The sequence below is a fragment of the Leucobacter sp. genome, from assembly GCF_053528595.1.
The window spans coordinates 1-25,787 of record NZ_JAIVPF010000074.1 but is presented as its reverse complement, the minus strand read 5'-3'; the positions used below and the strand labels follow the sequence as shown (position 1 = coordinate 25,787).

23 protein-coding genes are annotated in these 25,787 nt (G+C 71.7%); 11 read left to right on the top strand and 12 right to left on the bottom strand.

The window, feature by feature from the left end; genetic code table 11:
• Nucleotides 1-9: 9 nt before the first annotated feature.
• Nucleotides 10-864, bottom strand: a complete 855-nt coding sequence (locus ACWKZU_RS14835) for an ATP-binding cassette domain-containing protein (protein ID WP_449283106.1) — start codon at nucleotides 862-864, stop codon at nucleotides 10-12.
• A 468-nt stretch (nucleotides 865-1,332) separates the two neighbouring features.
• On the opposite strand from ACWKZU_RS14835, the gene ACWKZU_RS14830 reads away from it, so the two are divergent.
• The 3 genes from ACWKZU_RS14830 to ACWKZU_RS14820 all read left to right on the top strand — a co-directional run bounded on the left by ACWKZU_RS14830 (nucleotide 1,333) and on the right by ACWKZU_RS14820 (nucleotide 3,769).
• Nucleotides 1,333-2,517 carry an LLM class flavin-dependent oxidoreductase gene (locus ACWKZU_RS14830; RefSeq protein ID WP_449283105.1) on the top strand — a complete coding sequence of 395 codons (1,185 nt, stop codon included), beginning with the start codon at nucleotides 1,333-1,335 and terminating at the stop codon, nucleotides 2,515-2,517.
• 64 nt (nucleotides 2,518-2,581) lie between these two features.
• Nucleotides 2,582-3,016 (top strand): MarR family winged helix-turn-helix transcriptional regulator, encoded by a 435-nt coding sequence (locus ACWKZU_RS14825; protein ID WP_449283104.1) that lies wholly within the window; start codon nucleotides 2,582-2,584, stop codon nucleotides 3,014-3,016.
• Between the two features lie 36 nt (nucleotides 3,017-3,052).
• Complete coding sequence (locus ACWKZU_RS14820; protein WP_449283103.1) at nucleotides 3,053-3,769, top strand: CE1759 family FMN reductase; 717 nt, start codon at nucleotides 3,053-3,055, stop codon at nucleotides 3,767-3,769.
• 57 nt (nucleotides 3,770-3,826) lie between these two features.
• Here the strand turns inward: ACWKZU_RS14820 and ACWKZU_RS14815 are convergent, their stop codons facing one another.
• From ACWKZU_RS14815 to ACWKZU_RS14800, 4 genes are all read right to left on the bottom strand, one after another.
• On the bottom strand, nucleotides 3,827-5,062 hold the full coding sequence (locus tag ACWKZU_RS14815) for an MFS transporter (protein WP_449283102.1): 1,236 nt from the start codon (nucleotides 5,060-5,062) through the stop codon (nucleotides 3,827-3,829).
• Nucleotides 5,063-5,273: 211 nt separating this feature from the next.
• Entirely contained in the window at nucleotides 5,274-5,735 is a 462-nt protein-coding gene (locus ACWKZU_RS14810) for a MarR family winged helix-turn-helix transcriptional regulator (RefSeq protein WP_449283101.1), read from the bottom strand.
• A 271-nt stretch (nucleotides 5,736-6,006) separates the two neighbouring features.
• Nucleotides 6,007-7,398: an aminotransferase class III-fold pyridoxal phosphate-dependent enzyme gene (locus ACWKZU_RS14805; RefSeq protein ID WP_449283100.1), complete on the bottom strand. Its 1,392-nt coding sequence runs from the start codon at nucleotides 7,396-7,398 to the stop codon at nucleotides 6,007-6,009.
• A gap of 143 nt (nucleotides 7,399-7,541) precedes the next feature.
• A complete protein-coding gene (locus ACWKZU_RS14800) occupies nucleotides 7,542-9,026 on the bottom strand; it encodes a CoA-acylating methylmalonate-semialdehyde dehydrogenase (RefSeq protein ID WP_449283099.1) in 1,485 nt (494 codons plus the stop codon).
• 167 nt (nucleotides 9,027-9,193) lie between these two features.
• On the opposite strand from ACWKZU_RS14800, the gene ACWKZU_RS14795 reads away from it, so the two are divergent.
• Nucleotides 9,194-10,873, top strand: a complete 1,680-nt coding sequence (locus tag ACWKZU_RS14795) for a PucR family transcriptional regulator (protein WP_449283098.1) — start codon at nucleotides 9,194-9,196, stop codon at nucleotides 10,871-10,873.
• 9 nt (nucleotides 10,874-10,882) lie between these two features.
• On the opposite strand, the gene ACWKZU_RS14790 is transcribed toward ACWKZU_RS14795, so the two are convergent.
• Nucleotides 10,883-11,527, bottom strand: a complete 645-nt coding sequence (locus ACWKZU_RS14790; protein WP_449283097.1) for a Maf family protein — start codon at nucleotides 11,525-11,527, stop codon at nucleotides 10,883-10,885.
• Between the two features lie 78 nt (nucleotides 11,528-11,605).
• On the opposite strand from ACWKZU_RS14790, the gene ACWKZU_RS14785 reads away from it, so the two are divergent.
• The 4 genes from ACWKZU_RS14785 to ACWKZU_RS14770 all read left to right on the top strand — a co-directional run bounded on the left by ACWKZU_RS14785 (nucleotide 11,606) and on the right by ACWKZU_RS14770 (nucleotide 14,026).
• The gene (locus tag ACWKZU_RS14785; protein WP_449283096.1) at nucleotides 11,606-11,935 is read left to right on the top strand and encodes a DUF7882 family protein; all 330 of its coding nucleotides are present in this window, start codon (nucleotides 11,606-11,608) and stop codon (nucleotides 11,933-11,935) included.
• 40 nt (nucleotides 11,936-11,975) lie between these two features.
• Nucleotides 11,976-12,272 carry a DUF7882 family protein gene (locus ACWKZU_RS14780; RefSeq protein WP_449283095.1) on the top strand — a complete coding sequence of 99 codons (297 nt, stop codon included), beginning with the start codon at nucleotides 11,976-11,978 and terminating at the stop codon, nucleotides 12,270-12,272.
• 127 nt (nucleotides 12,273-12,399) lie between these two features.
• Complete coding sequence (locus ACWKZU_RS14775; protein WP_449283094.1) at nucleotides 12,400-12,669, top strand: GlsB/YeaQ/YmgE family stress response membrane protein; 270 nt, start codon at nucleotides 12,400-12,402, stop codon at nucleotides 12,667-12,669.
• A 31-nt stretch (nucleotides 12,670-12,700) separates the two neighbouring features.
• Nucleotides 12,701-14,026 carry a class I SAM-dependent RNA methyltransferase gene (locus ACWKZU_RS14770; RefSeq protein WP_449283093.1) on the top strand — a complete coding sequence of 442 codons (1,326 nt, stop codon included), beginning with the start codon at nucleotides 12,701-12,703 and terminating at the stop codon, nucleotides 14,024-14,026.
• Between the two features lie 303 nt (nucleotides 14,027-14,329).
• Here ACWKZU_RS14770 and ACWKZU_RS14765 read toward each other — a convergent pair whose 3' ends face one another.
• From ACWKZU_RS14765 to ACWKZU_RS14755, 3 genes are read right to left on the bottom strand one after another with little or no spacing between them, the layout of a single operon-like run.
• On the bottom strand, nucleotides 14,330-14,713 hold the full coding sequence (locus tag ACWKZU_RS14765) for a cupredoxin domain-containing protein (RefSeq protein ID WP_449283092.1): 384 nt from the start codon (nucleotides 14,711-14,713) through the stop codon (nucleotides 14,330-14,332).
• A gap of 16 nt (nucleotides 14,714-14,729) precedes the next feature.
• Nucleotides 14,730-16,166 (bottom strand): NAD(P)H-quinone dehydrogenase, encoded by a 1,437-nt coding sequence (locus ACWKZU_RS14760; RefSeq protein ID WP_449283091.1) that lies wholly within the window; start codon nucleotides 16,164-16,166, stop codon nucleotides 14,730-14,732.
• Between the two features lie 31 nt (nucleotides 16,167-16,197).
• Nucleotides 16,198-16,692 carry an SIP domain-containing protein gene (locus tag ACWKZU_RS14755; RefSeq protein WP_449283123.1) on the bottom strand — a complete coding sequence of 165 codons (495 nt, stop codon included), beginning with the start codon at nucleotides 16,690-16,692 and terminating at the stop codon, nucleotides 16,198-16,200.
• Nucleotides 16,693-16,906: 214 nt separating this feature from the next.
• Here ACWKZU_RS14755 and ACWKZU_RS14750 point away from each other — a divergent pair, with 214 nt between their 5' ends.
• The 3 genes from ACWKZU_RS14750 to ACWKZU_RS14740 all read left to right on the top strand — a co-directional run bounded on the left by ACWKZU_RS14750 (nucleotide 16,907) and on the right by ACWKZU_RS14740 (nucleotide 22,032).
• Entirely contained in the window at nucleotides 16,907-19,705 is a 2,799-nt protein-coding gene (locus ACWKZU_RS14750; protein ID WP_449283090.1) for an aminotransferase class I/II-fold pyridoxal phosphate-dependent enzyme, read from the top strand.
• Nucleotides 19,706-19,765: 60 nt separating this feature from the next.
• Nucleotides 19,766-20,572: a purine-nucleoside phosphorylase gene (locus ACWKZU_RS14745; RefSeq protein WP_449283089.1), complete on the top strand. Its 807-nt coding sequence runs from the start codon at nucleotides 19,766-19,768 to the stop codon at nucleotides 20,570-20,572.
• 146 nt (nucleotides 20,573-20,718) lie between these two features.
• Entirely contained in the window at nucleotides 20,719-22,032 is a 1,314-nt protein-coding gene (locus ACWKZU_RS14740) for a flavin monoamine oxidase family protein (protein WP_449283088.1), read from the top strand.
• A 242-nt stretch (nucleotides 22,033-22,274) separates the two neighbouring features.
• Here the strand turns inward: ACWKZU_RS14740 and ACWKZU_RS14735 are convergent, their stop codons facing one another.
• The 3 genes from ACWKZU_RS14735 to ACWKZU_RS14725 form a co-directional block, all read right to left on the bottom strand.
• A complete protein-coding gene (locus tag ACWKZU_RS14735; RefSeq protein WP_449283087.1) occupies nucleotides 22,275-23,891 on the bottom strand; it encodes an amidohydrolase in 1,617 nt (538 codons plus the stop codon).
• 138 nt (nucleotides 23,892-24,029) lie between these two features.
• Nucleotides 24,030-25,202 (bottom strand): NAD(P)/FAD-dependent oxidoreductase, encoded by a 1,173-nt coding sequence (locus ACWKZU_RS14730; RefSeq protein WP_449283086.1) that lies wholly within the window; start codon nucleotides 25,200-25,202, stop codon nucleotides 24,030-24,032.
• 14 nt (nucleotides 25,203-25,216) lie between these two features.
• On the bottom strand, nucleotides 25,217-25,573 hold the full coding sequence (locus ACWKZU_RS14725) for a cupin domain-containing protein (protein WP_449283085.1): 357 nt from the start codon (nucleotides 25,571-25,573) through the stop codon (nucleotides 25,217-25,219).
• Between the last annotated feature and the right edge of the window lie 214 nt (nucleotides 25,574-25,787).

Below are 25,787 nucleotides of genomic sequence, written 5' to 3'. Positions count from 1 at the left end.
GGTGGGCGGTCAGAGTGAGATGAGCGCCGGGCGGTGCTCGGCGAAGAGGGCGAGATCGCCCGGATCGCTCGTGGCGAGGGCGATCCGGATCCCCCGGGCGGCGAGGTCGTTCAGGCGTCCTGCGACGAGGGCGCGTTCCGCGGGGTCGCGCAGCGCGTCGAAGTCGTCGATCGCGAGCAGTTCGGGTTCCTCGATGAGCGCGAGCGAGATGCGCACGAGCATCTCCTCGGCCGGGGTGAGCTCGCGCACCGGCGTCGCGGGATCCGGCTGCTCGTACTCCCCGAATGCTGCGCCGAGCAGTTCGCCGGCCAGCACGGGGGTCATGCGGGGTGTGCGCCGGTACCAGGGCATGGCCCACGCCAGGCGCTCGCGCAGCGTGGCCCCGAGGGTGACGGCCGGTTCGAGCGCATCGATCTCGGCGAAGCCGGCGATGCCGGTGCGACGTCGGATCTCCGCGGGCTTCGTCGCGCCGAGCGTCACGAGGGATCCCGCACTCGGCCGCATGCGGCCCGCGATCGCGAGCAGCAGCGAGGTGCGGCCGGTGCCACGGGATCCCTGCACCACGGTGACGGGCCGGTCGCTGCGCACGGTGAGCGGGCCGAAGACGGGGCCGCGGGATCCGCGCACCTCGGCGTCACGCAGCTCGATGACGGCGGCGGCCGGTTCGGCGGCGGCCGACGTCGAGCCCGCGGCTGCGGCGCTTCCCGCTGCGACTGCCCCTGCACTGCTCGCCGCCGCGGCGCCGACGGTCTCCGCTCCCGGCGAGCCCACCGCACTCGAGCGGCTGCCGCCGGAGCGCCGACGCGGGGTCCCCACGACCTCGGTCGCCGCCTCGTCGGCGCGGTCCATCTGCGCAGTGCTCACGTACTCTCCTCGTTCGGATGCGGGGCGGCTCCTCGATCGGATGCCGCCTCCGCCGTTTCTTATACTGACTAGTCAGTCTAAAACTCTTCTGGCGAACCGTCAACTCGCACCCTCGAGCCGCGCCGGCCCCCGCACCCCGGGAGCGCGTCGCCCGCCCGCAGGGGCGCGGATTGCTCAAAGGGCGACGCGAAGCGTCGGCCCGCAATCCGCGCTGCCGCCACCGCGGCAGGGCGGCGGCATCGCCGCGCGAAGCTCCGCTTCGCCTCGAGCGGCTGGCCCACGCTCCGCGCTCCGCGCGTCGCCCGCCCGCAGGGGCGCGGGCGGCGGCATCGCCGCGCGAAGCTCCGCTTCGCCTCGAGCGGCTGGCCGGGGAATAGATCCGGGAAGCGGGTGTTCTATTTACATGCAAGCGCATATAATTGGCGCCAGACGCGAAACGACAGCACCCGCTGCAGAACGGAGCACACCATGGAATTCGGGATCTTCTCGGTCAGCGACGTGACCCGGGACCCGGTCAGCGGCGAGACCCCCAGCGAGGCCGAGCGCATCCAGGGGCTCGCCCGCATCGCCGTGCACGCCGAGGAGGTGGGCCTCGACGTCTTCGCCATCGGCGAGCACCACAACCCGCCCTTCTTCTCGTCGAGCCCCACCACGTTCCTCGCCTACATCGCGGCCCAGACGAAGACGCTGAAGCTCTCCACCAGCACCACGCTCATCACGACCAACGACCCCGTGCGCATCGCCGAGGAGTACGCGATGCTGCAGCACCTGGCGCAGGGCCGCATGGACCTCATGCTCGGCCGCGGCAACACCGCGCCCGTCTACCCGTGGTTCGGCAAGGACATCCGCAGCGCGCTCCCCCTCGCGCTCGACAACTACAACCTGCTGCACCGGCTGTGGCGCGAGGACGTCGTCGACTACGACGGCAACTTCCGCACCCCGCTGCAGGGCTTCACGAGCACCCCGCGCCCGCTCGACGACGTGCCCCCGTTCGTGTGGCACGGCTCGATCCGCACGCCGGAGATCGCCGAGCAGGCGGCCTACTACGGCGACGGCTTCTTCGCGAACCACCTCTTCGCGCCGTCCGAGCACTTCCTGCGCCTCGTGCGCTTCTACCGCGAGCGCTACGAGCACTACGGCCACGGCACGCAGAAGCAGGCGATCGTCGGCCTCGGCGGCCAGGCGTTCATCGCGAAGAAGTCGCAGGACGCGGTGGATCGCTTCCGCCCGTACTTCGACGAGGCCCCGGTCTACGGCCACGGCCCCCGGCTCGAGGACTTCACCAGCCAGACGCCGCTCACGGTCGGCAGCCCGCAGGAGGTCATCGACAAGACCCTCGGCTTCCGCGAGGTCTTCGGCGACTACCAGCGCCAGATGTTCCTCGTCGACCACGCGGGTCTGCCCCTGAAGACGGTGCTCGAGCAGCTCGACCTGCTGGGCGAGGAGGTGATTCCGGTGCTGCGCCGGGAGATGGCGAAGGATCGGGATCCCGAGGTGCCCGAGAGCCCCACGCACGCGTCGCTCGTGCAGGCCAAGTACGGCGACGAGCCGCCGCGCCAGCCGCGTCCGCGGGCCAACCGCGGTGATAACGTGACGGGCGGATCGCCCTACCTCGATTCGTCGACGAAGAGCGGCGCGGCCTTCGGGCTCTAGGGCCGTCGGCGGTGCGGGCCGCGAACCGCGGCCCGCACCCAGATCGCAAGCAGAAGGAACGACCATGAACACACGCACCGACATCAGGCTCGCCAACGAGGCCTGGGAGGCGGTGATGACCGCGCACGCCGCACTCATGGGAATCTTCGCCGCGGAGGGGATGTGGAGCGAGGTCAACATGCGCGAGTACGACGTGCTCTACACGCTCGCGAAGGGCGGGGATCCGATGCGGATCTGCGAGATCCAGGACGGCGTGCTGCTCAGCCAGCCCGCGCTCTCGCGCATGATCGACCGGCTCGCGAGCCGCGGCCTCGTGCACCGGGAGGCCGACGCGGAGGACGGGCGCGCCGTGCGCGTCTCCCTCACCGAGGACGGCTCGCGCGTGCAGCGCGAGGTGGGCCGAGCCCACGCGAAGAGCGTGGGCCGCGAGCTCGGATCCGCGTTCACCCCGGACGAGATGCGGGAGCTGCAGCGGCTCTGCCGCAAGCTCGTAGAGTAGGGCCCCCCATCGATTCTCCAGAAAGCACGACAGCACATGAACGCACCATTCGACGGAAACATTCAGCACGCGGACTCCGAGCCGGTGCAGGGCGCCGGGCCCCGCACCCTCGCGGTGGTCAGCGCCGGCACGAGCGACCCCTCGACCACCACCATGCTCGCGATGCGGGTGGCCGACCGGGCCGCGGCGCTCGCCGCGCAGCGCGGCTTCGAGCTGCGCGTGCGCGTCATCGACCTCCGAGCCCTGGCCGGGGACGTCACGACCGCCCTGGTCGCGCAGCACGTCTCCCCCGAGCTGCAGCGCGCGAGCGACATCCTGCGCGACGCCGACGCCCTCGTCGTGTCGACGCCCGTCTACAAGGCCGGCCCGAGCGGACTGTTCACCTCGTTCTTCCAGGTGCTCGACAACGACCTGCTCATCGGCACCCCGGTGGTCCTGGCTGCGACGGCCGGCAGCGCGCGCCACGCGCTCGTGGTCGACGATCAGCTGCGCGGGCTCTTCGCGTACCTGCGCACCATCACGGTGCCCACCTCGCTCTTCGCGGCCCCCGACGACTGGAACAGCGGCGACTTCGGCAGGCGCATCGAGCGCGCGGCCGGCGAGCTCGTCGCGCTCGTCTCCGGCGGATTCCGCTCGGCGGTGCGCGGCGATTCCTGGGGCAGCTACCAGCACTCCTACGGCAGCGCCGGCGGCACGGAGCTCGGCATCGACCTCGAGTCCGACCTCATGCGCCTCGCCACCGGCGGACGCTGATCCCCGTCGGTCCGCCGCCACCGCGCCTTCGCGCCGACGACGGACCGACGGAGGCTCCTACGCCGCGTCGCCCTCGCCGATGATGGCGGCCTCCTGCTGCGCGCTCTCGTGCGGACGTCCGATGTGGGCGAGGAAGCGGCCCGCGCAGGCCAGCACCGCGATCGAGACCGCGATCGACGCCGCGCCGAGCCAGTACGGCGCCGGCGCGCCGAGGGCGGCCGCCACGGGTCCCGCGACGGCCGGGGCGATCGCGCCCCCGATGAAGCGCACGCCAGAGTAGGTGGACGAAGCCACGTTGCGGGGCAGTTCGGTGGCCTCCATCACGGCCTCCGTCAGCGCGGTGTTCATCACGCCGAGCAGCAGGCCGCTCGCCACGACCACCGCGATGAGGCCCGGGAGCGAGTCCACGAGCACCGCGAGGAGCGCGAGGCAGATCGCCAGCCCGCCCAGCATCGTGAAGAGCACGGGCCGCAGTCCGAAGCGCCGGGTGAGCATCGGCGCGACCAGCACCGAGGTGATCGCGAGTGCGAGGCCCCAGCCGAAGAAGACGAGGCCCAGCTCATGGGCGCCGAACTCCCGCACACCCGAAGCCGCCGCCGCGGCCTCCATGGGGTACGGGCTGTAGGCGAGCAGCACGAAGAAGCCGAAGTTGTAGAAGACCGCCACCGCCGCGAGCGAGAGCAGCGCCGGGTGCCGGAGCGCGCGGAAGCTCGCGAGGATCGAGGGGCGGTGCGCCCGCGCGGCCCTGCGCGTCTCGGCGTCCTCCGTCGGGGTGCGCAGCAGCACCAGGATCGCCAGCAGCGCGATCGCCATCAGCGCGGCCGTGCCGAAGAACGGGCCGCGCCAGGAGACGGATCCGAGCGCGCCGCCGACGAGGGGTCCCACGGCCATGCCGATGCCCAGGGCGGCCTCGTAGAGCACGATCGCCTGGCGGGATCCGCCGCTCGCCGCACCCACGATCGCGGCGAGCGCGGTGGAGATGAAGAGCGCGTTGCCGAGACCCCAGCCGGCGCGGAAGCCGATGATCTCGCCGACCGTGCCGGAGGCCCCCGCCAGCGCCGCGAACACCACGATCAGCACGAGACCGGCCACGAGCGTCCAGCGGACCCCGATGAGCCCGGAGACCCAGCTCGTGAAGAACATCGCGATGCCCGTGATGAAGAGGTAGCTCGTGAAGAGCAGCATGGTCTGTCCGGGGGACGCCCCGAGCTCGTGACTGATCGCGGGCAGGATCGGATCGACGAGGCCGATGCCCATGAAGGAGATGGCGCAGGCGAAGGCGATCGCCCACACCGCGGTGGGCTGGCGCAGGATCGACGCCCGCGGCGCCGGCGTGCGCGTTCCCGCGGGGGGCGCGGCGGGAACGCCGGGCGCGGTCTCCCCGCGCGCAGCCGCCGCGGGATCTGCGGCGACGCGGATGGATCCGGTGTCGGGTCGGGGTTCGGTGACGGTGGACGTGATGACTCCTCGGTGGTCGTGTCGGTTTCCGGGCGGTGTGCGCGGATCAGCCTCGCGGATCCTCGATCCGCTCGCTGAGCTGCTGCATGAGCTCGGCGGCGCGGGCGAGAGTGGCGCGGTCGAAGGCCGAGAGCGCGGAGAGGTGCGGGCGCACGCGCTCCGCCGCGGCCCTCCGGTAGCCGTCGAGGGCGGCACGGCCGTCCTCGGTCGCACTCACGAGCGTGGCCCTGCCGTCGGAGGGATCGGGGCGCCGGGCCACCCACCCCTCACTCTCCAGCCGCTGCACGAGGCCGGTCATGGACGGCTGCGCCACGCGCTGCCCCTGCGCGAGATCGCTGATGCGCGCCGGGCCGGACTGCTCCAGCTCGGCGAGCACGCGCCAGGCGATGAGCGAGTACGCATTCCCCGGCACACGACCGGCGATTCGCGAGAACCGTCCGGCGACCCGCGTCAGCTCGAGCGCAATCAAATCGCTCTCCGATGCGTTTAGCGCCTTCTCTTCGCTCACGTCATCAGATAATAGCACCATATACATCGTGACACTATGCATATTCCGCCTATGCGCTGAATGACGTCACCCGCGGCGATCGCCGCCGCGATGCGCGAGCACTCACGCCCTGCTGCTCGCCCGCCGCATCTCCGACATCTTCTCCGGCGACCGGCCGCGATTCCCGCTTCGACGTGCCCTGAATCTCCCGCACACGCCGAAGGGCCCCGATCCCGAGCACCGGAGGGTGCGGGATCAGGGCCCTTGGGCCGCCGGGTCTCGGCGCAGCGGGCTACGCCCCCGTGTAGTACCCGTCCGCGACGTCGAGCGCCGCGTCGATGATGTCGAGGCCACGCACCAGATCCTCCTCGCCGATGATCAGCGGAGGGGCGATCTGCAGCCGGTTGAAGTGCACGAACGGGAAGAGCCCGCCGGCCTTGCACGCGGCGACCACCGCGTTCATCGGGGCTGCGGCCTCGCCCGCGGCGTTGTAGGGCACGAGCGGTTCGCGGGTCTCACGATCCACCACGAGATCCATCGCCCAGAACAGCCCGAGGCCGCGGAACTCGCCGACCGAGCGATGCTTGGCGGCGAGCTCGGCCAGGCGCGGTTCGACGACGCGCGAACCGAGATCCCGCACCCGCTCGAGGATCCGCTCGTCCTCGAAGATGTCGAAGGTCGCGACACCCGCGGCGCACGCGAGCGGGTGGCCGGAGTAGGTGAGACCGCCCGGGAAGGCGCGGTCGCCGAAGGTCTCGTGGATCGCCTCGGAGATGACGACGCCGCCGAGGGGCACGTATCCCGAGTTCACGCCCTTCGCGAAGGTCACCAGGTCGGGCCGCACGTCGAAGCCCTGGTAGGCGAACCACTCCCCGGTGCGGCCGAAGCCCACCATGACCTCGTCGGCGATCAGCACGATGCCGTACTTGTCGCAGAGCGCGCGCACGCCGGGCAGGTAGCCGGGCGTCGGCACGAGCACGCCGTTGGTGCCGGTGACCGTCTCGAGGATGATCGCGGCGATCGTGTCGGGCCCCTCGAGCTGGATCGTGTGCTCGAGGTGCGCGAGCGCACGCTCGGTCTCCTGCTCGGGACTCTCGGAGAAGAACTCGGAGCGGTACTGGTAGGGACCGAAGAAGTGCACGACTCCCGCGTCGAGCACGCCGTTCGCCCAGCGGCGGGGATCGCCCGTGGCCGTGATGGCGGTCGCGGTCGAGCCGTGGTACGAGCGGTAGCGCGCGAGCACCTTCTGGCGCCCGGTGTGGTGGCGCGCCATGCGCACCGCGTACTCGTTGGCCTCGGCGCCGCCGTTGGTGAAGAACACCGAGCGGGCGCCCTCGAAGGAGTGCTCGACGATGCGCTTCGCGAGCTCGCCGCGCACGTCGTTCGCGATCGACGGCTGGATGGTCGCGAGACGACCAGCCTGATCCTGGATCGCCCGCACGAGACCCGGGTGCTGATGCCCCAGGTTCAGATTGACGAGCTGCGACGAGAAGTCGAGGAACTCGTTGCCGTCGTAGTCCCAGAACCGCGCGCCCTCGCCCTTGGCGATGGGCAGCGGATCGATCTTGTTCTGCGCCGACCACGAGTGGAAGACGTACTGGCGGTCGTTCTCGCGCACCTCGCGCTGCGCTTCGGAGTCGCCGAAGCTCTGCTCGGCGCCGTTCAGGTCGATGAAGTCGGTCATGCTGTAATTCTCTCTCGGAATTGAGGATCTGTGCGGCCTGCCGGCCGGTTGAGCGGAGCGGAGTCGGGACCCGGGGCACCGGGTCCCGACTCCGCTCGGTGGGCGGACGCGTGTCCGCGCCGCGCTCCGACGACGGAGAAGGATCAGCTGTTGCTGGGGAAGCCGAGGTCGACCTTGGACTGGTCCGGCTTGGGCCAGCGGGTGGTCACGACCTTCGAACGGGTGTAGAAGTGGATCGACTCGGGGCCGTAGATGTGCGCGTCCCCGAAGAGCGAGTCCTTCCAGCCGCCGAAGGAGAACGAGCCGACGGGCACGGGGATCGGCACGTTGATGCCGACCATGCCGGCCTCCACCTCGAACTCGAACTGGCGGGCGACGCCGCCGTCGCGGGTGAAGATGGCGGTGCCGTTGCCGAACTGGTGCTCGTTGATCAGCTGCACGCCCTCCTCGTAGGTGTCGACGCGCACCACCGCGAGCACCGGGCCGAAGATCTCCTCGCGGTAGACCTTGCTGTCGGTCTTGACGTGATCGAGCAGCGAGACGCCGGTGAAGAAGCCGTCTCCCTCGAACTGCGTCTCGCGGCCGTCGACGACCACGGTCGCGCCCTCGGCCTCGGCTCCGGCGACGTAGGACTCGACGCGCTCCTTGGCCTCGCGGGTGATGAGCGGCCCCATCTCGGAGGCCGGGTCGGTGCCGTCGCCGATCGTGAGCACGCGCATGCGGTCCGCGATCTTCTGCACGAGCTCGTCGCCCACGCCGCCCACGGCGACCACGACGGAGACGGCCATGCAGCGCTCGCCGGCCGAGCCGTAGGCCGCCGAGACCGCGGCGTCGGCCGCGCCGTCCAGATCGGCGTCGGGCATCACGATCATGTGGTTCTTCGCGCCGCCGAGGGCCTGCACGCGCTTGCCGTTCGCCGCAGCGCGCTCGTAGATGTACTTGGCAATGGGGGTCGAGCCGACGAAGCTGATGGCCTTGACGTCGCGGCTGTCGAGCAGGGTGTCGACCGCCACCTTGTCGCCGTTGACGACGTTGAGCACGCCGTCGGGCAGGCCGGCCTCGCGGAAGAGATCGGCGATGAAGATCGAGGCGGAGGGGTCGCGCTCGGACGGCTTGAGCACCACCGTGTTGCCGCAGGCGATCGCCGAGGCGATCATCCAGAGCGGCACCATGACCGGGAAGTTGAACGGCGTGATGGCGGCCACCACACCCACCGGCTGCTTGATGGAGTGCACATCCACGCCGGTCGAGACCTGCTCGTCGCGCTCGCCCTTCAGCAGGTGCAGCAGGCCGGACGCGAACTCGACGTTCTCGAGCCCGCGCGCGATCTCGCCCGCGGCGTCGGAGAGCACCTTGCCGTGCTCGCTCGTGACGATGGCGGCGAGCTCCGGGGTGCGCTGCTTGAGCAGCTGGCGCAGGTTGAAGAAGACGTCGGCGCGCTTGGTGAGGCTGGTCTTCCGCCACATCGGCAGCGCGGCCTTCGCCGCGGCGATGGCCTCCTCCACGGTCGCGGCCGACGCGATCGCCAGCTCGTGCTGCTGCTCGCCCGTGGCCGGGTTGTAGACCGGCTGGGTGCGCTCGGCCGCGGTGATCTTCTCTCCGCCGATGACGTGGGGAATGAGTGCCATCCGATAGTCCTCTCAAATCGATCAATATGTTCGGGATCGCATGACCCCGGCGCATCCCAGTATTTCAGCGGACCAGGAACCCCACCACCGGCACAGTATCGTGAAGTTCACGGTTTCCCGTACACTCTGTACGACGGATGGACACGTGCCGACGGGAGGTGGCGCAGATGACTCACGCGCAGGGACGCATCGCGGTGCGCGACGTGCTCGAACTGCCCGAGATGCGCGCGGGCGAGCCCGAGCTCGTCGCCGGAGCCGACGGACTCGGGCGGGAGGCGCGCTGGGCGCACGTGGTCGCGGGCACCGGCGCCGCCCAGCTGCTGGACGGCGGCGAGCTCGTGCTCACCACCGGCGCGGGCTGGCCCCACGACGATGCAGACCTCGGCACCGTCTCCCGCAGGCTCGTCGAAGCCGACCCCGCGGGGGTGATCCTCGAACTCGGCCGCAACTTCGACACCGCGCCGGCGCCGTTGGCCGCGGCGTGCGAGGAGCACGGCATCCCGCTGATCGCGCTGCACCGCGAGGTGCGCTTCGTGCAGATCACGCAGCGCATCCACCAGCGGGTGCTCGCCGACCAGCACGAGGCCCTCGCGGCCCGCGCCGAGGTCCACGCGATGCTGACGGAGCTCGGTCTCAACCGCAGTCCCGTCGACTACGTGATCGAGCGGCTCGCCGACACGATCGGCGCGCCCGTGGTGCTCGAGGACTCCGCTCGGCGCGTCGTCGCGTGGTCGGGATCCGCGAGCCCCGAGCACGTGCTCGCGGAGTGGGCCGAGGCGCCGCGTACCGCGGCGTCCGGCGACGGGGATCGCGTACCGGTCGAGGCGCAGGGGCGCCGGTGGGGTCACCTCACCGCCCTGCCGGGTCCGCCGCATCCCGCGGGCCGCCGCACCGTGCTCGAGCTCGGGGCATTCGCCCTCGCGCTCGGCCGCCTCGCCGACCCCGACGGCGAGCAGTGGCTGCAGCTCAGCTCGAAGCACCTGTTCGACGTGCTGCTCGGCGGCCGCTACCGGCGGGCCGACGAGCTGGCGGTGCAGCTCGCGGCGGGCGGCCTGCCGGTCGAGGGCCGCACGCTGCTGGGGGCCACACTGCGGGGCGCGGGCGACTTCGGAACGGCGGCGGCCGGGCACGACGCGCCGCTCGAGCGGGCCGTCCTCGAGACCGCCCTCCGCCGCGCGGTCGCGCCCGAGGGGCGGGTGATCCTCGCCCCCGACACGGGCGCGGCCGGAGCCCCGGGCAGCGGTGCCGCGACCGGCGGAGACCGCCCGATCCTGCTCGCCCTGCTCTCGTTCCCGCCCGGCGACCCCCGCGTCGCGACTGCCGGCGACGCGGTGCCGCCGCTCGCGGCGCGGCTCTCGCACGAGCTCGACATGCTGCTCCCCGAGACCACGCCGGCCTCGTGGCGCGCGCACCTCGGTCTCGGCGCGACCGGCACGCGGGTGCGCTCGCTGATCACCTCGCTCGAGCAGGTGCGCGCGGCCGGCGTGCTGGATCCCGCGGCCACGGCGGGACGGGTGACCGTGCAGCAGGCCGAGCGGCAGCCGCTCGCCTACCTCGTGCGCGGTCTCTCCGCCGCACCGGAGGTGCAGGAGTTCGCGGCCGACGCGCTCGCCCCGCTGCTCGAGCACGACGCCGCGACGGGGGCCGGGCACAGCGGCGATCTGCTGCGGGTGCTGCGCGCCTATCTGGAGCATCCGACCAACCGCTCGCTGGCGGCCCGGAGAGCGCGGCTGTCGCGCTCCGTCTTCTACCAGCGCATCGCACTCATCGAAGAGCTGCTCGGGGTCGACCTCGCCGACGGCTCCGTGATCGCCACGCTCACGGTCGCCCTGCTCGCCCGAGGGTGAGCCCGGCTCTCACGAGCCGTCCGAGCTCCAGAGGCCCGGATAGTGGTGGCCGAGCTCGATCACCAGCCGGCGCAGCGCCGGCAGCGAGAGACCGATCACGCAGCTCGGGGCGCCCTCGATCCGCTCGATGAACGCGCCCGCGAGGCCGTCGATGGCGAATCCGCCCGCCAGCTCCAGCGGCTCCCCCGTGGCGACGTAGGCCGCGAGCTCCGCATCGGCGAGATCGGCCGAGAGCGTCACCAGCGCCGTGTCGACCGCGCCCGCGGCGCCGCGCATCTCGCCTCCCGTGTGGTCGATGAGCCAGTGCCCGGAGTGCAGCGCGCCGGTGCTCCCCCGGTGCTGCTTGGCTCGGTCCAGCGCCACCTCGGGCAGGTGCGGCTTGCCCAGGATCTCGCCGTCGAGCAGGAACATCGAGTCGCCGCCGAGCACGAGCCCGTCGATCTCGTGCCCGTGGCGCCGCACCACGTCCTCGGCCTTGAGGCGACCGAGGTACTCCGTGAACTCGGGGGCCGTGAGCGGGCGGCCGAGCTCGGCCTCGCGCGACGCGATCTCCGAGTCCTCGTCGACCTCGGGGGAGAAGCAGATCGGCTCGATGCCGGCGCCCCGCAGCACGGAGAGGCGGGCCGGGGAGGTGGAGGCGAGGTACAGGCGCATAGGGGCGAGTCTACGCGGGATCGGCGACCCACCCCGCCGGGTCTGGCGCCGCACTCGGGCGGGTGGGATGATGGGGGGATGGGGCATCTCGTCTACGCAGCATCGGTCGAATATCCGGTCGAAGACCGCGCACTGGCTCACCTCAAGGTGGCGGTCGGCATGAAGCTGCGCCGCCAGGAGAGCTTCTTCCTGAGCTGGACCAACCCGGTCGAGCGCGGCAGCGGCCGCGTCTCGCTCTGGCTCTCGCCGTCGATCCCGCTCATCTTCCGGTTCTCGGGCTCCCGGACACCCGAGCTCAACGAGACCTGGATCGAGGTGCTCGGCGAGCTGTCGAACACCCCGCGCGGTTTGGTCCTCATCACCGAGAAGGAAGCGGAGGCCTACGCGGCGCAACGCGCCGCGGGCTGACCAGTCCACCATCGTCCACGCACCCCTGAGGAGGCATCCCGTGGGATACCTGCACTACGGCCCGTCGCAGATCTTCCGCTTCGACGACCGCGCGCTCACCCACCTGCGCACCGTCATCATGACGAAGCTGCTGCAGCAGGAGAGCCTGCTGTTCACCTGGAACGACGCCGGGATCCAGCGCAGCATCTGGCTGCAGCCCGCGATCCCCCTGCAGTTCGAGTTCGAGTCGGCCGATACCCCGGCGCTCAACCGGGCCTGGGTGGAGGAGCTCACCGTGACGGCCAACGCACCCGCAGGCCTGCGCCTGCTGCCCGAACCCCCTGATCCGGCGCGCTGATCGGGGGCCTGCTCCCCTCTACACCGCGCGGCGCCGCGCCCGCAAGCCCCTTACCCGGCCCGCTCGGCACGCCGTACCGTTGAGGCGAGAAGGACGGATCTTCCGTCCCCGAAGGTAAGGAGTTCCCATGGGCATCCTCGCGTTTCTGATTCTCGGTCTCATCGCCGGCGCCATCGCGAAGGCGATTCTGCCCGGCCGCCAGGGCGGCGGCTGGATCGCCACGCTGATCCTCGGCGTGGTCGGCGCCATCGTCGGCGGCTGGCTGGGCTCTCTGCTCTTCGGAGCGGACATCGGCGAGTTCTTCTCGCTCGAGACCTGGCTGCTCGCCATCGGCGGATCCATCGTCGTGCTGCTGATCTACGGCCTCATCGTGGGCCGCAGCCGGCGCGACGCCTAGGAGCCGTGCGCGTGATGGGAGAATGGGGGACATGTCATCACGCGCACCGTCCTCCTCCCCGCTCGAGATCGGGGAGACGATCGAGCTCGATATCACGGGGATCGCCCACGGCGGCGTGAGTATCGCCCGCCACGACGGGCGCGTGGTCTTCGTGGCCGATGCGATCCCGGGCGAGCGCGTGCGCGCCCGCGTCACGGACGCCAAGAAGAAGTCGTTCGCGCGGGCCGCCGTGGTCGAGGTGCTCGACGCATCCGGGGATCGGCGACCGCACGTGTGGGCCGAGGCCGCAGTCGAGCGCGCCCCCGAGGATCGGGCCGGCGGCGCCGAGTTCGGGCACATCGCGCTCGAGCGTCAGCGCAGCCTGAAGGCCGAGGTGCTCGCCGATGCGATGCGACGCTTCGGAGGAGTCGAATTCGCGGCGGCCGACGACGAGGATCTCGGCGAGGCGCTCGCCGAGTTCGTCGAGCCCGCCCCGGGCGATGCCGAGGCCGGCGGGCTGGGCTACCGCACGCGCGTGCGCCTGCACGTGGATCCCGAGACGGGCGCCGTCGGCCCCTACGCTGCGCGCAGCCGCCGCGTGATCCCGGTCTCCTCGCTGCCGCTCGCCACCGAGGGCATCCATCAGATCGCGCCCCTCGACGAGGCGATGCCCGGGGTCGCCACCGTCGACCTCGTCGATCCGGCCGCCGACGATTCCCGGATGCTGCTGGGGCTCGCCGGCGAGAAGACGCGCGCGGGCGAGAACGACACGATTCGCGAGCTGGTCGAGGATCGCGGTTTCCTCGTGCGCGCCGGCGGGTTCTGGCAGGTGCACCGCGAGGCGCCCGCGGTGCTGTTCACGGCGGTGCGCGACGCCGTCGCCGACCTCGTCGACGACGGCCGCTTCGACCCCGCAGCCGGCAATCTCGACCTCTACGGCGGGGTCGGCCTGCTGGCGGCCGCCATGGCGGAGGCGGCGGGGCCGGGCCTCAAGGTGACCACCGTCGAGGCCGAGAGCGGTGCGACCGACGGCGCCGCCGAGAACCTCTCCGAGCTGGTCGGGGCGCTCGCGGTCACCACTCGGGTCGATCGCCACCTCGGCGAGCTGCTGCGGGCGTCGGCTCCGGTGCGGGATCGGCTGCGCCGCGGCACGGTCGTGCTGGATCCGCCGCGCTCGGGCGCGGGCGGCGAGGTGATGGGGCAGCTGGTCGAGCTCGCCCCCGCCAACGTCGTCTACGTGGCCTGCGACCCCGTGGCGCTGGCCCGGGACACGAAGACCCTGCGCGACGCGGGCTACGAGCTCACCGGCCTGCGCGCCTTCGACATCTTCCCGCACACGCACCACTTCGAGTCGCTGGCGGTCTTCCAGCGGGACTGACCGGTCCGGCGGGACTGACCGGTCCCGCGGGACTGATCGGTCCGGCGGGGTGGATCTCCAGCACGACGGTGCCGCGGCGCCGCCGATCGGTCCGTCTCCGCACCTCCGCGCGCGAAGCGATTCACCCGCACCTTCGCGCGCCACTAGTTGTCGCCAAACGGCGCGCGAGGCAGCAGCTACTGGCGCGCGAAAGGTGCGCGATCCGGAGCCGATCTTCGGGCGTCAGTTGTTGTTGCCAAACCGCACGTGAGGCAGCAACTACTGGCGCGCGCACGGGGCGCTGGGGACTTCCGCAACCGCGGGTCAGGGCGCCTTCACTCGCACGACACCCGTCATCTCGGGGTGGACCGAGCAGAGGTAGGGGAACTCGCCGGCCTCTTCGAAGAGGTGCGTGTAGCTGCCCGCGGTCATGAGCTCGCTCACGAAGCTTCCGTCGTCGGCGACGACGTCATGCTCCGCCGGCCCCTCGAACACCCAGCGCACCGCCTGGCCCGGGGCGATCTCCACCTCGGGAGGGTCGTAGGCGTTGTCGAAGGCCCGCACCGTCACCGCGGCCTTCGCCTCGTCGTCGGACGGCACGACCTCGGGCTTGCCGGGCGCGCACCCCGCGAGCGAGGTCGCGGCCCCGATCCCGAGCATGCCCGCGATGCCGGTCACCAGGCTGCGCCGAGAGATCCCGTTCCGCATTCGTCGGCCCCTGCGCTCAGTGCTGATGCAGCGCGCGGGCCGCATCGGTGATCGCGCCCGTCATCGACGGGTACACCGCGAACGCCGAGGCGACCTGGTCGACCGTGAGCCGGTGCTCGACGGCGAGCGCGAGCGAGAAGATGAGCTCGCTCGCGCGGTGCGCGACGATGACGCCTCCGATCACGGTGCCCGAGGCCTTCCACGCGAAGAGCTTCACGAAGCCGTCGGTGAAGCCGATCATCTTCGCGCGGGGGTTCACGCTGAGCGGCACCGTGTGGGTGACGTGCTGCGCCAGCCCCGAGGCGTCCGCGAGCGTGCGCTCGTTCCAGCCGACGGTCGCGATCTCCGGGTAGGTGAAGACGTTCGCGGCGACGTTGCGCAGGTCGATCGGACGCACGAAGTCGCCGAGGGCGTGCATGATCGCGGTGCGGCCCTGCATCGAGGCGACCGATGCGAGCGGGAAGAAGTCGGTGCAGTCGCCTGCCGCGTAGACGGAGGGCACCGCGGTGCGGGCCACCTTGTTGACCCGGATGTGGCCGCTGTCGGTGAGCTCGACGCCCGCCTCCTCGAGCCCCAGCCCGTCGGTGTTCGGGATCGATCCGACCGCCATGAGGCAGTGCGACGCCTCGACGGTGCGCCCGTCGGACAGCGTCACGAGCACGCCGTTCTCGGTGCGCACCACCGAGTCGGCGCGCGACTTCGACATCACGTGCATGCCGAGGCGCTTGAACTCGCGCTCGATGACGGCGGCGGCGTCGGGATCCTCGCCCGGCAGCACCTGCTCACGGCTCGACACCAGGGTCACCTCGGCGCCGAGGGTGCGGTACGCGTTGGCGAACTCGGCTCCGGTGACACCCGAGCCGACGACCACGAGATGCTCGGGGATCGCCGGAAGATCGTAGAGCTGCTTCCAGGTGAGGATGCGCTCTCCGTCGGGCTTCGCCGAGTCGAGCTCGCGCGGACTGGAGCCGACGGCCACCACGATGGTGTCCGCCTCGATCCGGTCGAAGTCGGTGCCGCCGGAGGCGGCGGTCGACACGAGCACCGCGTTCGGGCCGTCGAGGCGGCCCTCTCCCTGCACCACGCGCACTCCCGCGTCCTCGAGCGAGCGCAGCATGTCGACGGACTGCGCGCCCGCCATGGCCAGCAGTCGCTTGTTCACGGCCGCGAGGTTCACCGCGATCTCGGGCCGCACCGGCTTGCCGTGGGCGCCGGGCACGAAGGCCTGCACGCCGAGGCGGCCGGCATCGCGCACCGCCTGCACTCCGCCGGCTGTCGCGATGAGGCTCTTCGAGGGCACGACATCGGTGAGCACGGCGGCGCCGCCCACACCCGCGCGCTCGATCAGGGTGACCTCGGCACCCAGCTGGGCGCCCGCGAGCGCCGCCTCGTATCCGCCGGGGCCGCCACCGAGCACCGCGATGCGGTGCTTCCGTTCATACGCTTTCGCCATGCCCTCAAGTCTAGGAGGTCGCGGCGACGCCTCAGTGCTTGCGCGGGCAGGAATTGCGGCAGGCGTTCTGGCAGTAACCGGGCCAGCGCTTCTCGAGCCGACGGTCGAGCGAGGTCCAGTAGCTCTGCATCACCGAGCTGGTGCGCGCGCCCATCCACAGCTGGATGTTGCGCACGGCCTCGCTGTCCGCCCAGAGCCACTCGTCGAACCAGGCGTCGACGGCGTTCGCGAGTGCCTCGCCGCGGCGTCGGCCCAGGCCGGGACGCGGGCTCGTCTCGCGCTGCTCGCGGCAGAGCCAGGTGACCCCGACGTGCGGGGGCGCGGGAAGCGGCTCGATCTGCATCTCGGCGAACACCTCGATGAACACCCGCCCATACGACTCCTCGGGGAGTCCGCGCAGCCACTCGCGCAGCTCCGTCAGATCGGAGGCATCGCCGGCGGCGAGCACGCAGTCGATCCCGGCGGGATCGACCACCGAGACGATCTGGGGATCGCCGGCCGGGTCGGGAGTCGTGGAGTCAGGCATGGTCACGCCTACATCTTAGGGCATCCTTACCTTCGTCGGTTGATCTCTCGGCTGATGATCAGCTACCGGCGGGACCCGCTGTCTCCGCCACCGGACGCAAAGGTTCCGATTCACGTATCCGGATGCGCCTAAGATCAACGGACAGGGGGTGACCGCGCCGGTATGGATGCGCCGCGGCGCCGGAGGACGAGGAAGTTTGGAAGGACCAGCGCTCATGACGAGGACCGAAGTCGCCCACAGCACTGCCGCGGAGACGCGCGGCACGATCGCCGGCGGCGACGCGTTCCGCGGATCCGCGAGCTCGTCCTCCTCGGGCACGGCGGCGCTGGAGCGCGATCCGGGCATGCCGTCGAGCACCTGGCGGCTGCGGAGCGACGCGTGGGAGTACCTGCGCTTCGCGGTGAAGCGCATCGCTCTGGGCAGCGATGACGGCACCGACAACGACGGGGTGCTCTCGCGCGACGGCGAGGTCTTCCGCTCGCTGCGCGCGCTCGAGACCATCGAGCTCTACTGGGCCGGATTCGGACAGCGCTACGTGCGCGCCATCCGCGACCTGCTGATCGAGGGCGAGTACCAGACGGCGCTCGACCGCATCGGCCGGGTGGTCAACCGGCTGCGCGGCAGCTCGGTGCCCGATGAGCCGCGCGACGAGCAGATGGAGGAGGCCGAGCGGGCCGAACTGCAGGACGACGCCGATCCCCGGCCGCGTTTCGAGGTGCTGGTGGTCGACGAGACCACCGAAGCCGATCGCGACGCGCTCGCCGCCGAGGCCCTGAAGATGCGGGCCCCGGCCGACTCCTTCATCTACGACTTCGTCGTCGTGCCCTCGGCCGAGGATGCGATCGCGGCGGTACTCACCAACCCCAAGATCCTCGCCTGCGTGGTGCGGCCGGGCTTCAGCGACCGCACCAAGCAGCCCCTCAGCCGCGAGCTCCAGGAGACCATCGAGTTCGCCAAGGCCGCGGCGGGCACGCACCCCGCCTCCTCGCGCAGCTCGCTCGCCTCGGTGCAGCGCGTGCTGGGCCTCGCCGACGCGCTCGCGGACCTGCGCCCGGAGCTCGACCTCTACCTCGTCGCCGGTGCGCACATCGAGGAGCTGGCGGGGGTGCTCACGCGCCGCTTCCGTCGTGTGTTCCGCCGCGAGGATCAGCTGGAGCTGCACCTGACCCTGCTGCGCCGCATCTCCCACCTCTACGACACCCCCTTCTTCTCCGCGATCCAGTACCACGCCCGCCGCCCGGTCGGCGTGTTCCACGCGCTGCCCGTCGCCCGCGGCGGCTCGGTCGTGAACTCGAAGTGGATCAAGGACCTCGCCGACTTCTACGGCCTCAACCTGCTGCTGGCCGAGACCAGCGCCACCTCCGGCGGCCTCGACTCCCTGCTCGCCCCCACCGGAGCCATCAAGAAGGCGCAGGATCTCGCGGCGCGCGCGTTCGGCGCGAAGCACTCCTTCTTCGTCACCAACGGCACCTCCACCGCGAACAAGATCGTGCACCAGGCGCTCGTCGCCCCCGGCGACGTGGTGCTCGTCGACCGCAACTGCCACAAGTCGCACCATCACGCCATGATGCTCACGGGCGGCCGCCCCGCCTACCTGGAGGCGTACCCGCTCAACGACTTCGCCTTCTACGGCGCCGTGCCGCTCAGCCGCATCAAGCAGATGCTGCTCGACTACCGCGCCGCCGGCCGGCTCGACGAGGTGCGCATGGTGACGCTCACCAACTGCACCTTCGACGGCATCGTCTACGACCCCGAGCGCGTCATGGCCGAGTGCCTCGCCATCAAACCCGACCTCGTGTTCCTGTGGGACGAGGCCTGGTTCGCCTTCGCCGCCTTCCACCCCGTCACCCGCCGCCGCACCGCGATGGCCTCCGCCAAGAACCTCGAGGCGAAGCTCAAGACCCCCGCCCACGCCGCCGCGCACCGCGAGCAGCAGCAGCGGCTCTTCAACACCGACGGCACCCCCGAGTCAGACGAGGCGTGGCTCCAGGAGCGGCTCATCCCGAGCCCCGACGCCCGCATCCGCGTCTACGCGACGCACTCCACCCACAAGACCCTCACCGCGCTGCGCCAGGGCTCCATGATCCACGTCTACGACCAGGACTGGGTGCGCGAGGCCGAGGAGCCCTTCCACGAGGCGTTCATGACACACACCTCGACCTCCCCGAACTACCAGATCCTCGCCTCCCTCGACCTCGGCCGCAGGCAGGTCGAGCTCGAGGGCTTCGAGCTCGTGCAGCGCCAGCTCGACCTCGCGACGAGCCTCGCGCAGGCCATCGCCCGCCACCCGCTGCTGCGCCGCACCTACCGCGTGCTGTCGGCCACCGAGCTCATCCCCGCCGAGCATCGCGAGGTGCTGCGCCCCATGCCGCTGCGCGACGGCCTCTCCACCATGTGGCGGGCCTGGGCCGGCGACGAGTTCGTCATCGACCCCAGCCGCATCACCGTCGAGATCACCCGCACCGGCGTCGACGGCGACACCTTCAAGCACGAGTACCTCATGAACCGGTACGGGATCCAGGTCAACAAGACCAGCCGCAACACCGTGCTCTTCATGACGAACATCGGCACCACCCGCAGCGCCATCGCCTATCTCATCGAGGTGCTCGTGAAGCTCGCCGAACGCTTCGAGGAGGAGCAGGCGCAGCTCGACCCCGACCTGCCCACCACCCCGGAGCAGGAGATGCCGCCCCTGCCCGACTTCAGCTACTTCGCACCCGACTACGCCTCCGACGCGGGGCTGCCCGACGGCGACATCCGCCCCGCCTTCTTCCTCGGGCAGAAGCGCGGCGCCGTCGAGCACGTCCCCCTCGACGAACTCCGCCAACGCGTCGCCCGCGGCGAGGAGCCCGTCTCCGCCGGCTTCGTCACCCCCTACCCGCCCGGCTTCCCCGTGCTCGTCCCCGGCCAGGTCGTCACCGCCGGAGTGCTCGACTTCATGGCCCGGCTCGACACCCGCGAGATCCACGGCTACGACCCCAGACGCGGCTACCGCATCCTCCGCACGGACTAGAACCCGCACCCGTCGCTCATCGCGCCCGTCGCGCACCGCGCGCTCACTAAGCTGGATCCCATGACCGAGCCGCTCGATCCGAACGCCCTCGCCGCAGACGCCGCGGCGGCCATCGCACGCCTCACGGGGGTGGAGCGCCACGACATCGGCCTCACGCTCGGCAGCGGCTGGGGCCGGGCCGCCGACGTGATCGGCGAGACCGTCGCCGTGATCCCCGCCGAGGAAGTGCCCGGCTTCCACGTCTCGGGCGTGCCTGGCCACTCGGGTACGCTGCGCTCGATCCGGCTCGCGAGCGGCAGGCACGCGCTCGTGATCGGGGCTCGCACGCACTTCTACGAGGGTCGCGGGGTGCGCGCCGTGGTGCACGGCGTGCGCACCGCCGCCGCGACGGGCGCGGGAGTCATGATCCTCACCAACGGCGCGGGCGGCATCGACCCCGCGTTCAAGGCCGGCGAGCCCGTGCTGATCAGCGATCATCTCAACCTCACCGCGGCATCCCCGGTCGAGGGCGCGAACTTCGTCGACCTCACCGACCTCTACGCGGCCCGGCTGCGCGACATCGCGCGCGAAGTGGAGCCGTCACTGCAGCAGGGCGTCTACGTGCAGCTCCCCGGCCCGCACTACGAGACCCCCGCCGAGATCCACTACCTGCGCACCATCGGCGGGCAGATCGTCGGCATGTCGACCGCGCTCGAGGCGATCGCGGCGCGGCAGGCGGGTATGGAGGTGCTCGGCCTCTCGCTCATCACGAACCCCGCGGCGGGCATGGGCGAGGATCCGCTCAGCCACGAGGAGGTGCTCGCCGAGGGCAAGGCGGCCGAGCCCCGCCTCGCCGAACTGCTCTCCCGCGTCGTCGCGCGGCTGTAGGGTCGACCCCGGGGTGCCCCCGCGCCGTACGTTCGTATGACCCCGCCCCGAGATTCGGTGAGAACGTCTGCCGCGGCGGGCAAGCCCTGCTGGGTAGGCTGAGAGCCGGCGCTCTCCGCGCCCGCCCCCAGCTCGAAGGAGAGAACATGCAGTCGGTCGATGTCGTCGTGATCGGGGCCGGATTCGCGGGGCTCGTCGCCTCGCGCGAGCTCGGCAGCGCGGGGCTCGACGTGCTGACGCTCGAAGCGCGGGACCGCATCGGCGGCCGCACCTGGACCGACCACCGGCTGGGCCACGAACTCGAGATGGGCGCCAACTGGGTGCACTGGGTGCAGCCGCACGTGTGGGCCGAGATGACCCGCTACGGCCGTGGGATCGTGCGCAGCCCCCGCGCCGACGAGGCCTACTGGCACGGCGCCGACGGCACCCCGCGCAAGGGCACCCTCGAGGAGTTCATGGCGCTGATCGACGAGGGCCAGCAGCTCGTCATCGACGACGTGCGCGAGGCGATGCCGCGGGGCGTCGAACCCACCACCGGCACGATCCGCGAGCTCGATCGTCTCAGCATCCAGGACCGCTTCGACGCGCTCGACCTCGATCCCGAAGCCCGTGCGGCCAACGAGTCGGTGTGGGTGGGTCACGTGAACGCCCCGCTCGACCAGGTGGGGATCTCGAGCGCGCTGCGCTGGGTCTCCGCCACCGGCGGGCACTGGCAGCTCATGCACGAGGCCTCGGCCACCTACCGGGTGGTCGACGGCATGCGCGGATTCACCGACGCGCTGGCCGCCGACATCCCCGGAGAGATCCGGCTGGACACGACCGTGGTGTCGGTGACGCAGGGCGGCGCGGGATCCGACGCGCACGCGATCGTCGAAACCGCCGACGGCGAGCGGATCCGCGCCCGCCGGGTGGTCAGCACGCTGCCCGCCAACGCGATCGCCGGCATCCGCTTCGAGCCCACGCTGCCCGAGGTCTGGCAGCGGCTGAGCTCCGAGACCGTCGCTTCGCAGGGCACCAAGGTCTGGCTGCGGGCGAAGGGGCACCTGCCCCGGTTCTTCGCCTACGCGAGCCAGCACCACCCGCTCTCCGTGCTCAAGGCCGAGTTCTACGAGACCGACGAGCAGGGCGACTACACGATCCTCGTCGCCTTCGGCCCCGACCACACCCGCATCGACCTCGACGACCTCGCGGGTGTGCAGGCGGCGGTCGACGCCTTCCGCCCCGGCATCGAGATCACCGAGGTCACGGCGCACGACTGGATGACCGACCCGCTCTCGCGCAACACCTGGATGACGCACCGGCCCGGTCAGCTCACGCGCGATCTCGCCGAGCTGCAGCAGCCCGCGGGCGCCCTGCACTTCGCCACCACCGACAACGCGGATCTGTGGGGCGGCTTCATCGACGGGGCGATCGAGTCGGGCCTGCGCGAAGCGCGCAGAGTCGCCGAAGCCCTCCGCTGATCCCACGCCCTCGCCGACGCGCGTCCTCCACGACCCCACGCGCCTCATAAACGCGCGTCAGTAGTTGTCACCAAAGCTGAGGTTTGGCGACAACTACTGACGCGCGAAAGAGAGGGCGGCGCGAAAGACGGGTACGGCTTCGGGCAGAACGGACCCGCGTGGACGCGAGCAGAACGGACCCGCACGAACGCGAGCAGCGCGGACCGCACGAACGCGGGCCGGGCGGGTCTCGCCGCCGGCGCTCAGGCGGCGTGGACGACGCGGCCGTCGACCACCGTGAGCCGGATCGGCACCTCGGGCAGCTCGTCGGGCGTCGCGTCGACCGGATCGGCGCCCCACACCGTGAGATCCGCGACCGCGCCGACCGCGAGCGCACCGCGATCCTCGTGCCCGCGCGCCCGCGCCGGCCACAGCGTGTACGCCAGCAGCGCCTCCTCGCCGGAGAGCCGCTGCTCGGGTTCGAAGACGGGTGCCGCGGAATCGCCCGGCGTGCGCCGGCCCCGGGCCCAGGCCATGCCGAGCCGCGGATCGTACTGCGCCACGGGCCAGTCCGAGCCGAGCACGAGCGTCGTGCCGGAGTCGAGCACGTCCCGCACCCGGTAGCCGGTCGCGTCGCGGCCGGGGCCCAGGCGCACCGTCCAGTTGTCGCTGTGATCGGCCGCGCGCCACTGCATGTGCAGCGGCTGCATGGAGGCCGTGACCCCGCTGCCGCGCAGCTGCTCGACATCGGCGTCCGAGAGCACCTCGAGGTGCTCAATCGAGTGGAACGGCAGGCCCTCGCGCGGGGACAGCGTCGCGTAGACGTCGAGCACGCGGCTCACGGCGTAGTCGCCGACGGCGTGCGTGGCGATGAGCATGCCGGCCTCGTGGTAGGCGCGCACCACCTCGGCGTAGCGCTCCCACGACGGCCAGAACGAGACCCGGCCGTCGCCGCACGCGTCGACCGAGTGCAACCAGGCCGTGCCCGTGTCGATCACCCCATCGCTGAAGAGCTTGATCGCACCCGTCCGCCACAGGTGGCCGCGCCGATCCCTGGCGGCGATCACGCGCGCCACGTCGTCGTCGGTGTCGCCCACGGCGTGCCAGTGGTGCACGGTGACGCGGTGATCCAGCTCGCCCCGCTGCTCCAGCTCGGCGAGCAGTTCGACCGTGCGGTCCCGGCCGTCCATGATCGCGCCGCCGGTGAGCCCCGTCGCCGCCAGCCGCCGGAACATGTCGCGCAGGGCGTCGCGCTCCTCGTCGTGCGAGGGCTTGGGTGCGGCGTCGAAGAGCAGGTTGTAGGCGGTCGGCTCGCGCAGTTCGCCCGTCGGCACGCCGGCATCGTCGATCACGATCTCGCTCGCGTCGGCGAACTCCCGCGCTCCGGTGATCCCCGCAGCAGCCAGCGCGGGAGCCGTGGCGAGGCCCGTGTGCAGGTCGTAGCAGATGAGCGCGACGGGACGGCCCGGCGCGGCGTCCTCGAGCAGGTCGCCGCGCAGTCCGGTCTCCTCGAAGGGCTCGTACTCCAGGTTCCAGCCGCGCAGCCAGGCGCCCTCGGGCAGACGCGCGTGCTCGTCGGCGATCGCCGCGCGCAGCTGCTCCACGGTCTCGAGCCCGCCCAGGTCGATGCCCGCGGTGACCTCCGCAGCCCAGTGCGGGTGTGTGTGCGAGTCGAAGAGGCCGGGCGTGACGGTCGCGCCGGCGACGTCGCGCACCGGAATGCCCGCGGCCTCCGCCTCGGCGCGGACCGCGGCGTCGCCGCCGAGCGCCGTGATGCGGCCCGCCCGGACCAGGATCGCGGTGGCGTCGCCGCCCTCGCCGGTGTTCGTGCGCAGCCGTGCTCCGACGATCGCGAGATCGCCTCCGAGATGCTCGGTCATGTTCGAGTCCTTTCCTTTCCCGCCCGTTCCACGGGCCGGTGAATCAGCAGAGGGTCATTCCCGGGCTTCGTCCTTCCGCGCCCGGCGCGCTCCGGCCGGTGCGGAGCGCGCCGGCTCGCCCGACCAGCGTACGACGGCTCAATGCCGGCCGATCGCGTCGAAGCGCGTGCGGGGCACGGGATCGGTCCCGAAGCGGTGCGGATCCCAGCGGCGCTGGTACTCCGGATCGCCCGGGCCCCCGGCTACGAGATCGGCGAGGTACTCCCCCATGAACGCCGCGTACTTGAAGCCCTCACCGGAATCGCCGCAGGCGAGCACGACCGCGTCGTGGGTGCGGCCGACGATGAAGTCTCCGTCGCCGGAGTCGGTCCAGGTGCATACCTGGGCCGCGAGGGGGTGCGGCCGGATCGCCGTGAGCTCGCGCGCGACGCGGGCCCGGATCGCCTCGGTGCGGGCGGGGTCCGGGGAGCGGTCGAGATCCTCGCCGAGGGTGCCGCCGGCGAGCGGGCGCAGGGGCCGATCGAGACCCGCCTTGTATCCCGAGAACCCGTCCGGCATCGCGTAGATGCCCGGGGCGTCGCCGCGGGGGCAGTCCACCAGGCCGGGCAGATCGGGGGCCGGCCGGCTCGACGCGGGATCCCCGAAGTACACCACCTGCTCGATGTACGGGGTGAGCGGCAGCGCGATGCCGAGCCCCGTCAGCAGTTCGGCGGTGCCCGGGCCCGCGGCCACCAGGACCTGATCGGCGTCGAGCGCATCGCCCTCCGCGAGCACGACGCGCGCGGATCCGGCGCGCGGCTCGATGCTCACGACCCGCGTCTGCGGCCGATACTCCCCGCCCGCGGCCTCGAACGCTCGAAGGGCGCCGCGCAGCAGCCGATCCGCGAAGACCACACCGGCCTGCTCGACGAACAGCGCGGGCCTCCCGTCCGGTCGCAGCCCGGGGAACCGGTCGCCGACGCCGTCCGCGTCGACGCGCTCGTATCGCTGCTCGATCGAGTCGAGCGCCTCGGCGACCGATGGCAGGGAGAGGTCATCGCGCCAGAGCAGCCCGGTGCGGCGGAACACGGGTTCGCCGAGGCGCGCACTCAGCCGCTCCATGGCCGAGAGCGTGCCGAGCATGGCGCGGGCCCGCCACACCTGCGTGTCGGCGAGCCGCCACAGCCGCGAAGTGCCGCCGTTCGAGGCGTACGGCCCGCCCGGCTCGAAACGCTCGAGCAGCGTCACGCTCCAGCCCCGATCCTGCAGCTGCAGCGCAGCCGGCAGGCCCCAGGCCCCGCCGCCCACCACGATCGCCCGTCGCCCGGTCATGTCAGGCTCCGCGCTCAGTCGTCGATGGTGGTGTAGTGCTTGCGCAGGGGCTCGTGCACGCGCCAGACGCCCTTCCAGCCGGAGGGCATCACCATGACGTCGCCGGGGCCGAACTCCTCGGGATCCTGTCCATCGACCTCGATCGTGACGCGGCCCGAGAGGATCGTGCAGATCTCGGTGTAGCCGTTGCGCTCCGCGGTGAAGTCGCCCGGGGTGCACTCCCAGAGGCCGGTGTCGATGCGGCCGTTCGACCAGGTGCTCGCAGCGGCCTCGGTGAGCCCGGGCGTGGTGGCCGTGGGCTTCGGGGCGTGCGCGCCGAGGTCGGCCGCCGCGGTGCCGTGGGCCGCGTGGGTGGGGATGGTGGTGGTCATGGGTGTCCTTTCTTCGTGCTCCCGGGGTGGAGGTCCGGGTTGCGGTTTGTGTTCGCTCGACCAGGAGGAGGGGCGGGGGGTCAGTGGCGTCCGGTGACCACATCGGCGAGATGCGCGATCGGGGACGTCTTCACCCGACCCGCAAGCTCCGCCCGATCCGCGATCCCGTACGCCGCATACAGGCCCTTCGTCGCGATCCACCTGAGGGGTTCGG

Coding starts and splice junctions, on each gene's coding strand:
- ACWKZU_RS14795 (WP_449283098.1), top strand. CDS start 9,194: ATGACTCACGCGCAGGGACGCATCGCGGTGCGCGACGTGCTCGAACTG.
- ACWKZU_RS14750 (WP_449283090.1), top strand. CDS start 16,907: ATGACGAGGACCGAAGTCGCCCACAGCACTGCCGCGGAGACGCGCGGC.
- ACWKZU_RS14755 (WP_449283123.1), bottom strand. CDS start 16,692: ATGCCTGACTCCACGACTCCCGACCCGGCCGGCGATCCCCAGATCGTC.
- ACWKZU_RS14735 (WP_449283087.1), bottom strand. CDS start 23,891: ATGACCGAGCATCTCGGAGGCGATCTCGCGATCGTCGGAGCACGGCTG.
- ACWKZU_RS14785 (WP_449283096.1), top strand. CDS start 11,606: ATGGGGCATCTCGTCTACGCAGCATCGGTCGAATATCCGGTCGAAGAC.
- ACWKZU_RS14820 (WP_449283103.1), top strand. CDS start 3,053: ATGAACGCACCATTCGACGGAAACATTCAGCACGCGGACTCCGAGCCG.
- ACWKZU_RS14745 (WP_449283089.1), top strand. CDS start 19,766: ATGACCGAGCCGCTCGATCCGAACGCCCTCGCCGCAGACGCCGCGGCG.
- ACWKZU_RS14775 (WP_449283094.1), top strand. CDS start 12,400: ATGGGCATCCTCGCGTTTCTGATTCTCGGTCTCATCGCCGGCGCCATC.
- ACWKZU_RS14730 (WP_449283086.1), bottom strand. CDS start 25,202: ATGACCGGGCGACGGGCGATCGTGGTGGGCGGCGGGGCCTGGGGCCTG.
- ACWKZU_RS14830 (WP_449283105.1), top strand. CDS start 1,333: ATGGAATTCGGGATCTTCTCGGTCAGCGACGTGACCCGGGACCCGGTC.
- ACWKZU_RS14805 (WP_449283100.1), bottom strand. CDS start 7,398: ATGACCGACTTCATCGACCTGAACGGCGCCGAGCAGAGCTTCGGCGAC.
- ACWKZU_RS14760 (WP_449283091.1), bottom strand. CDS start 16,166: ATGGCGAAAGCGTATGAACGGAAGCACCGCATCGCGGTGCTCGGTGGC.
- ACWKZU_RS14800 (WP_449283099.1), bottom strand. CDS start 9,026: ATGGCACTCATTCCCCACGTCATCGGCGGAGAGAAGATCACCGCGGCC.
- ACWKZU_RS14790 (WP_449283097.1), bottom strand. CDS start 11,527: ATGCGCCTGTACCTCGCCTCCACCTCCCCGGCCCGCCTCTCCGTGCTG.
- ACWKZU_RS14825 (WP_449283104.1), top strand. CDS start 2,582: ATGAACACACGCACCGACATCAGGCTCGCCAACGAGGCCTGGGAGGCG.
- ACWKZU_RS14765 (WP_449283092.1), bottom strand. CDS start 14,713: ATGCGGAACGGGATCTCTCGGCGCAGCCTGGTGACCGGCATCGCGGGC.
- ACWKZU_RS14725 (WP_449283085.1), bottom strand. CDS start 25,573: ATGACCACCACCATCCCCACCCACGCGGCCCACGGCACCGCGGCGGCC.
- ACWKZU_RS14770 (WP_449283093.1), top strand. CDS start 12,701: ATGTCATCACGCGCACCGTCCTCCTCCCCGCTCGAGATCGGGGAGACG.
- ACWKZU_RS14740 (WP_449283088.1), top strand. CDS start 20,719: ATGCAGTCGGTCGATGTCGTCGTGATCGGGGCCGGATTCGCGGGGCTC.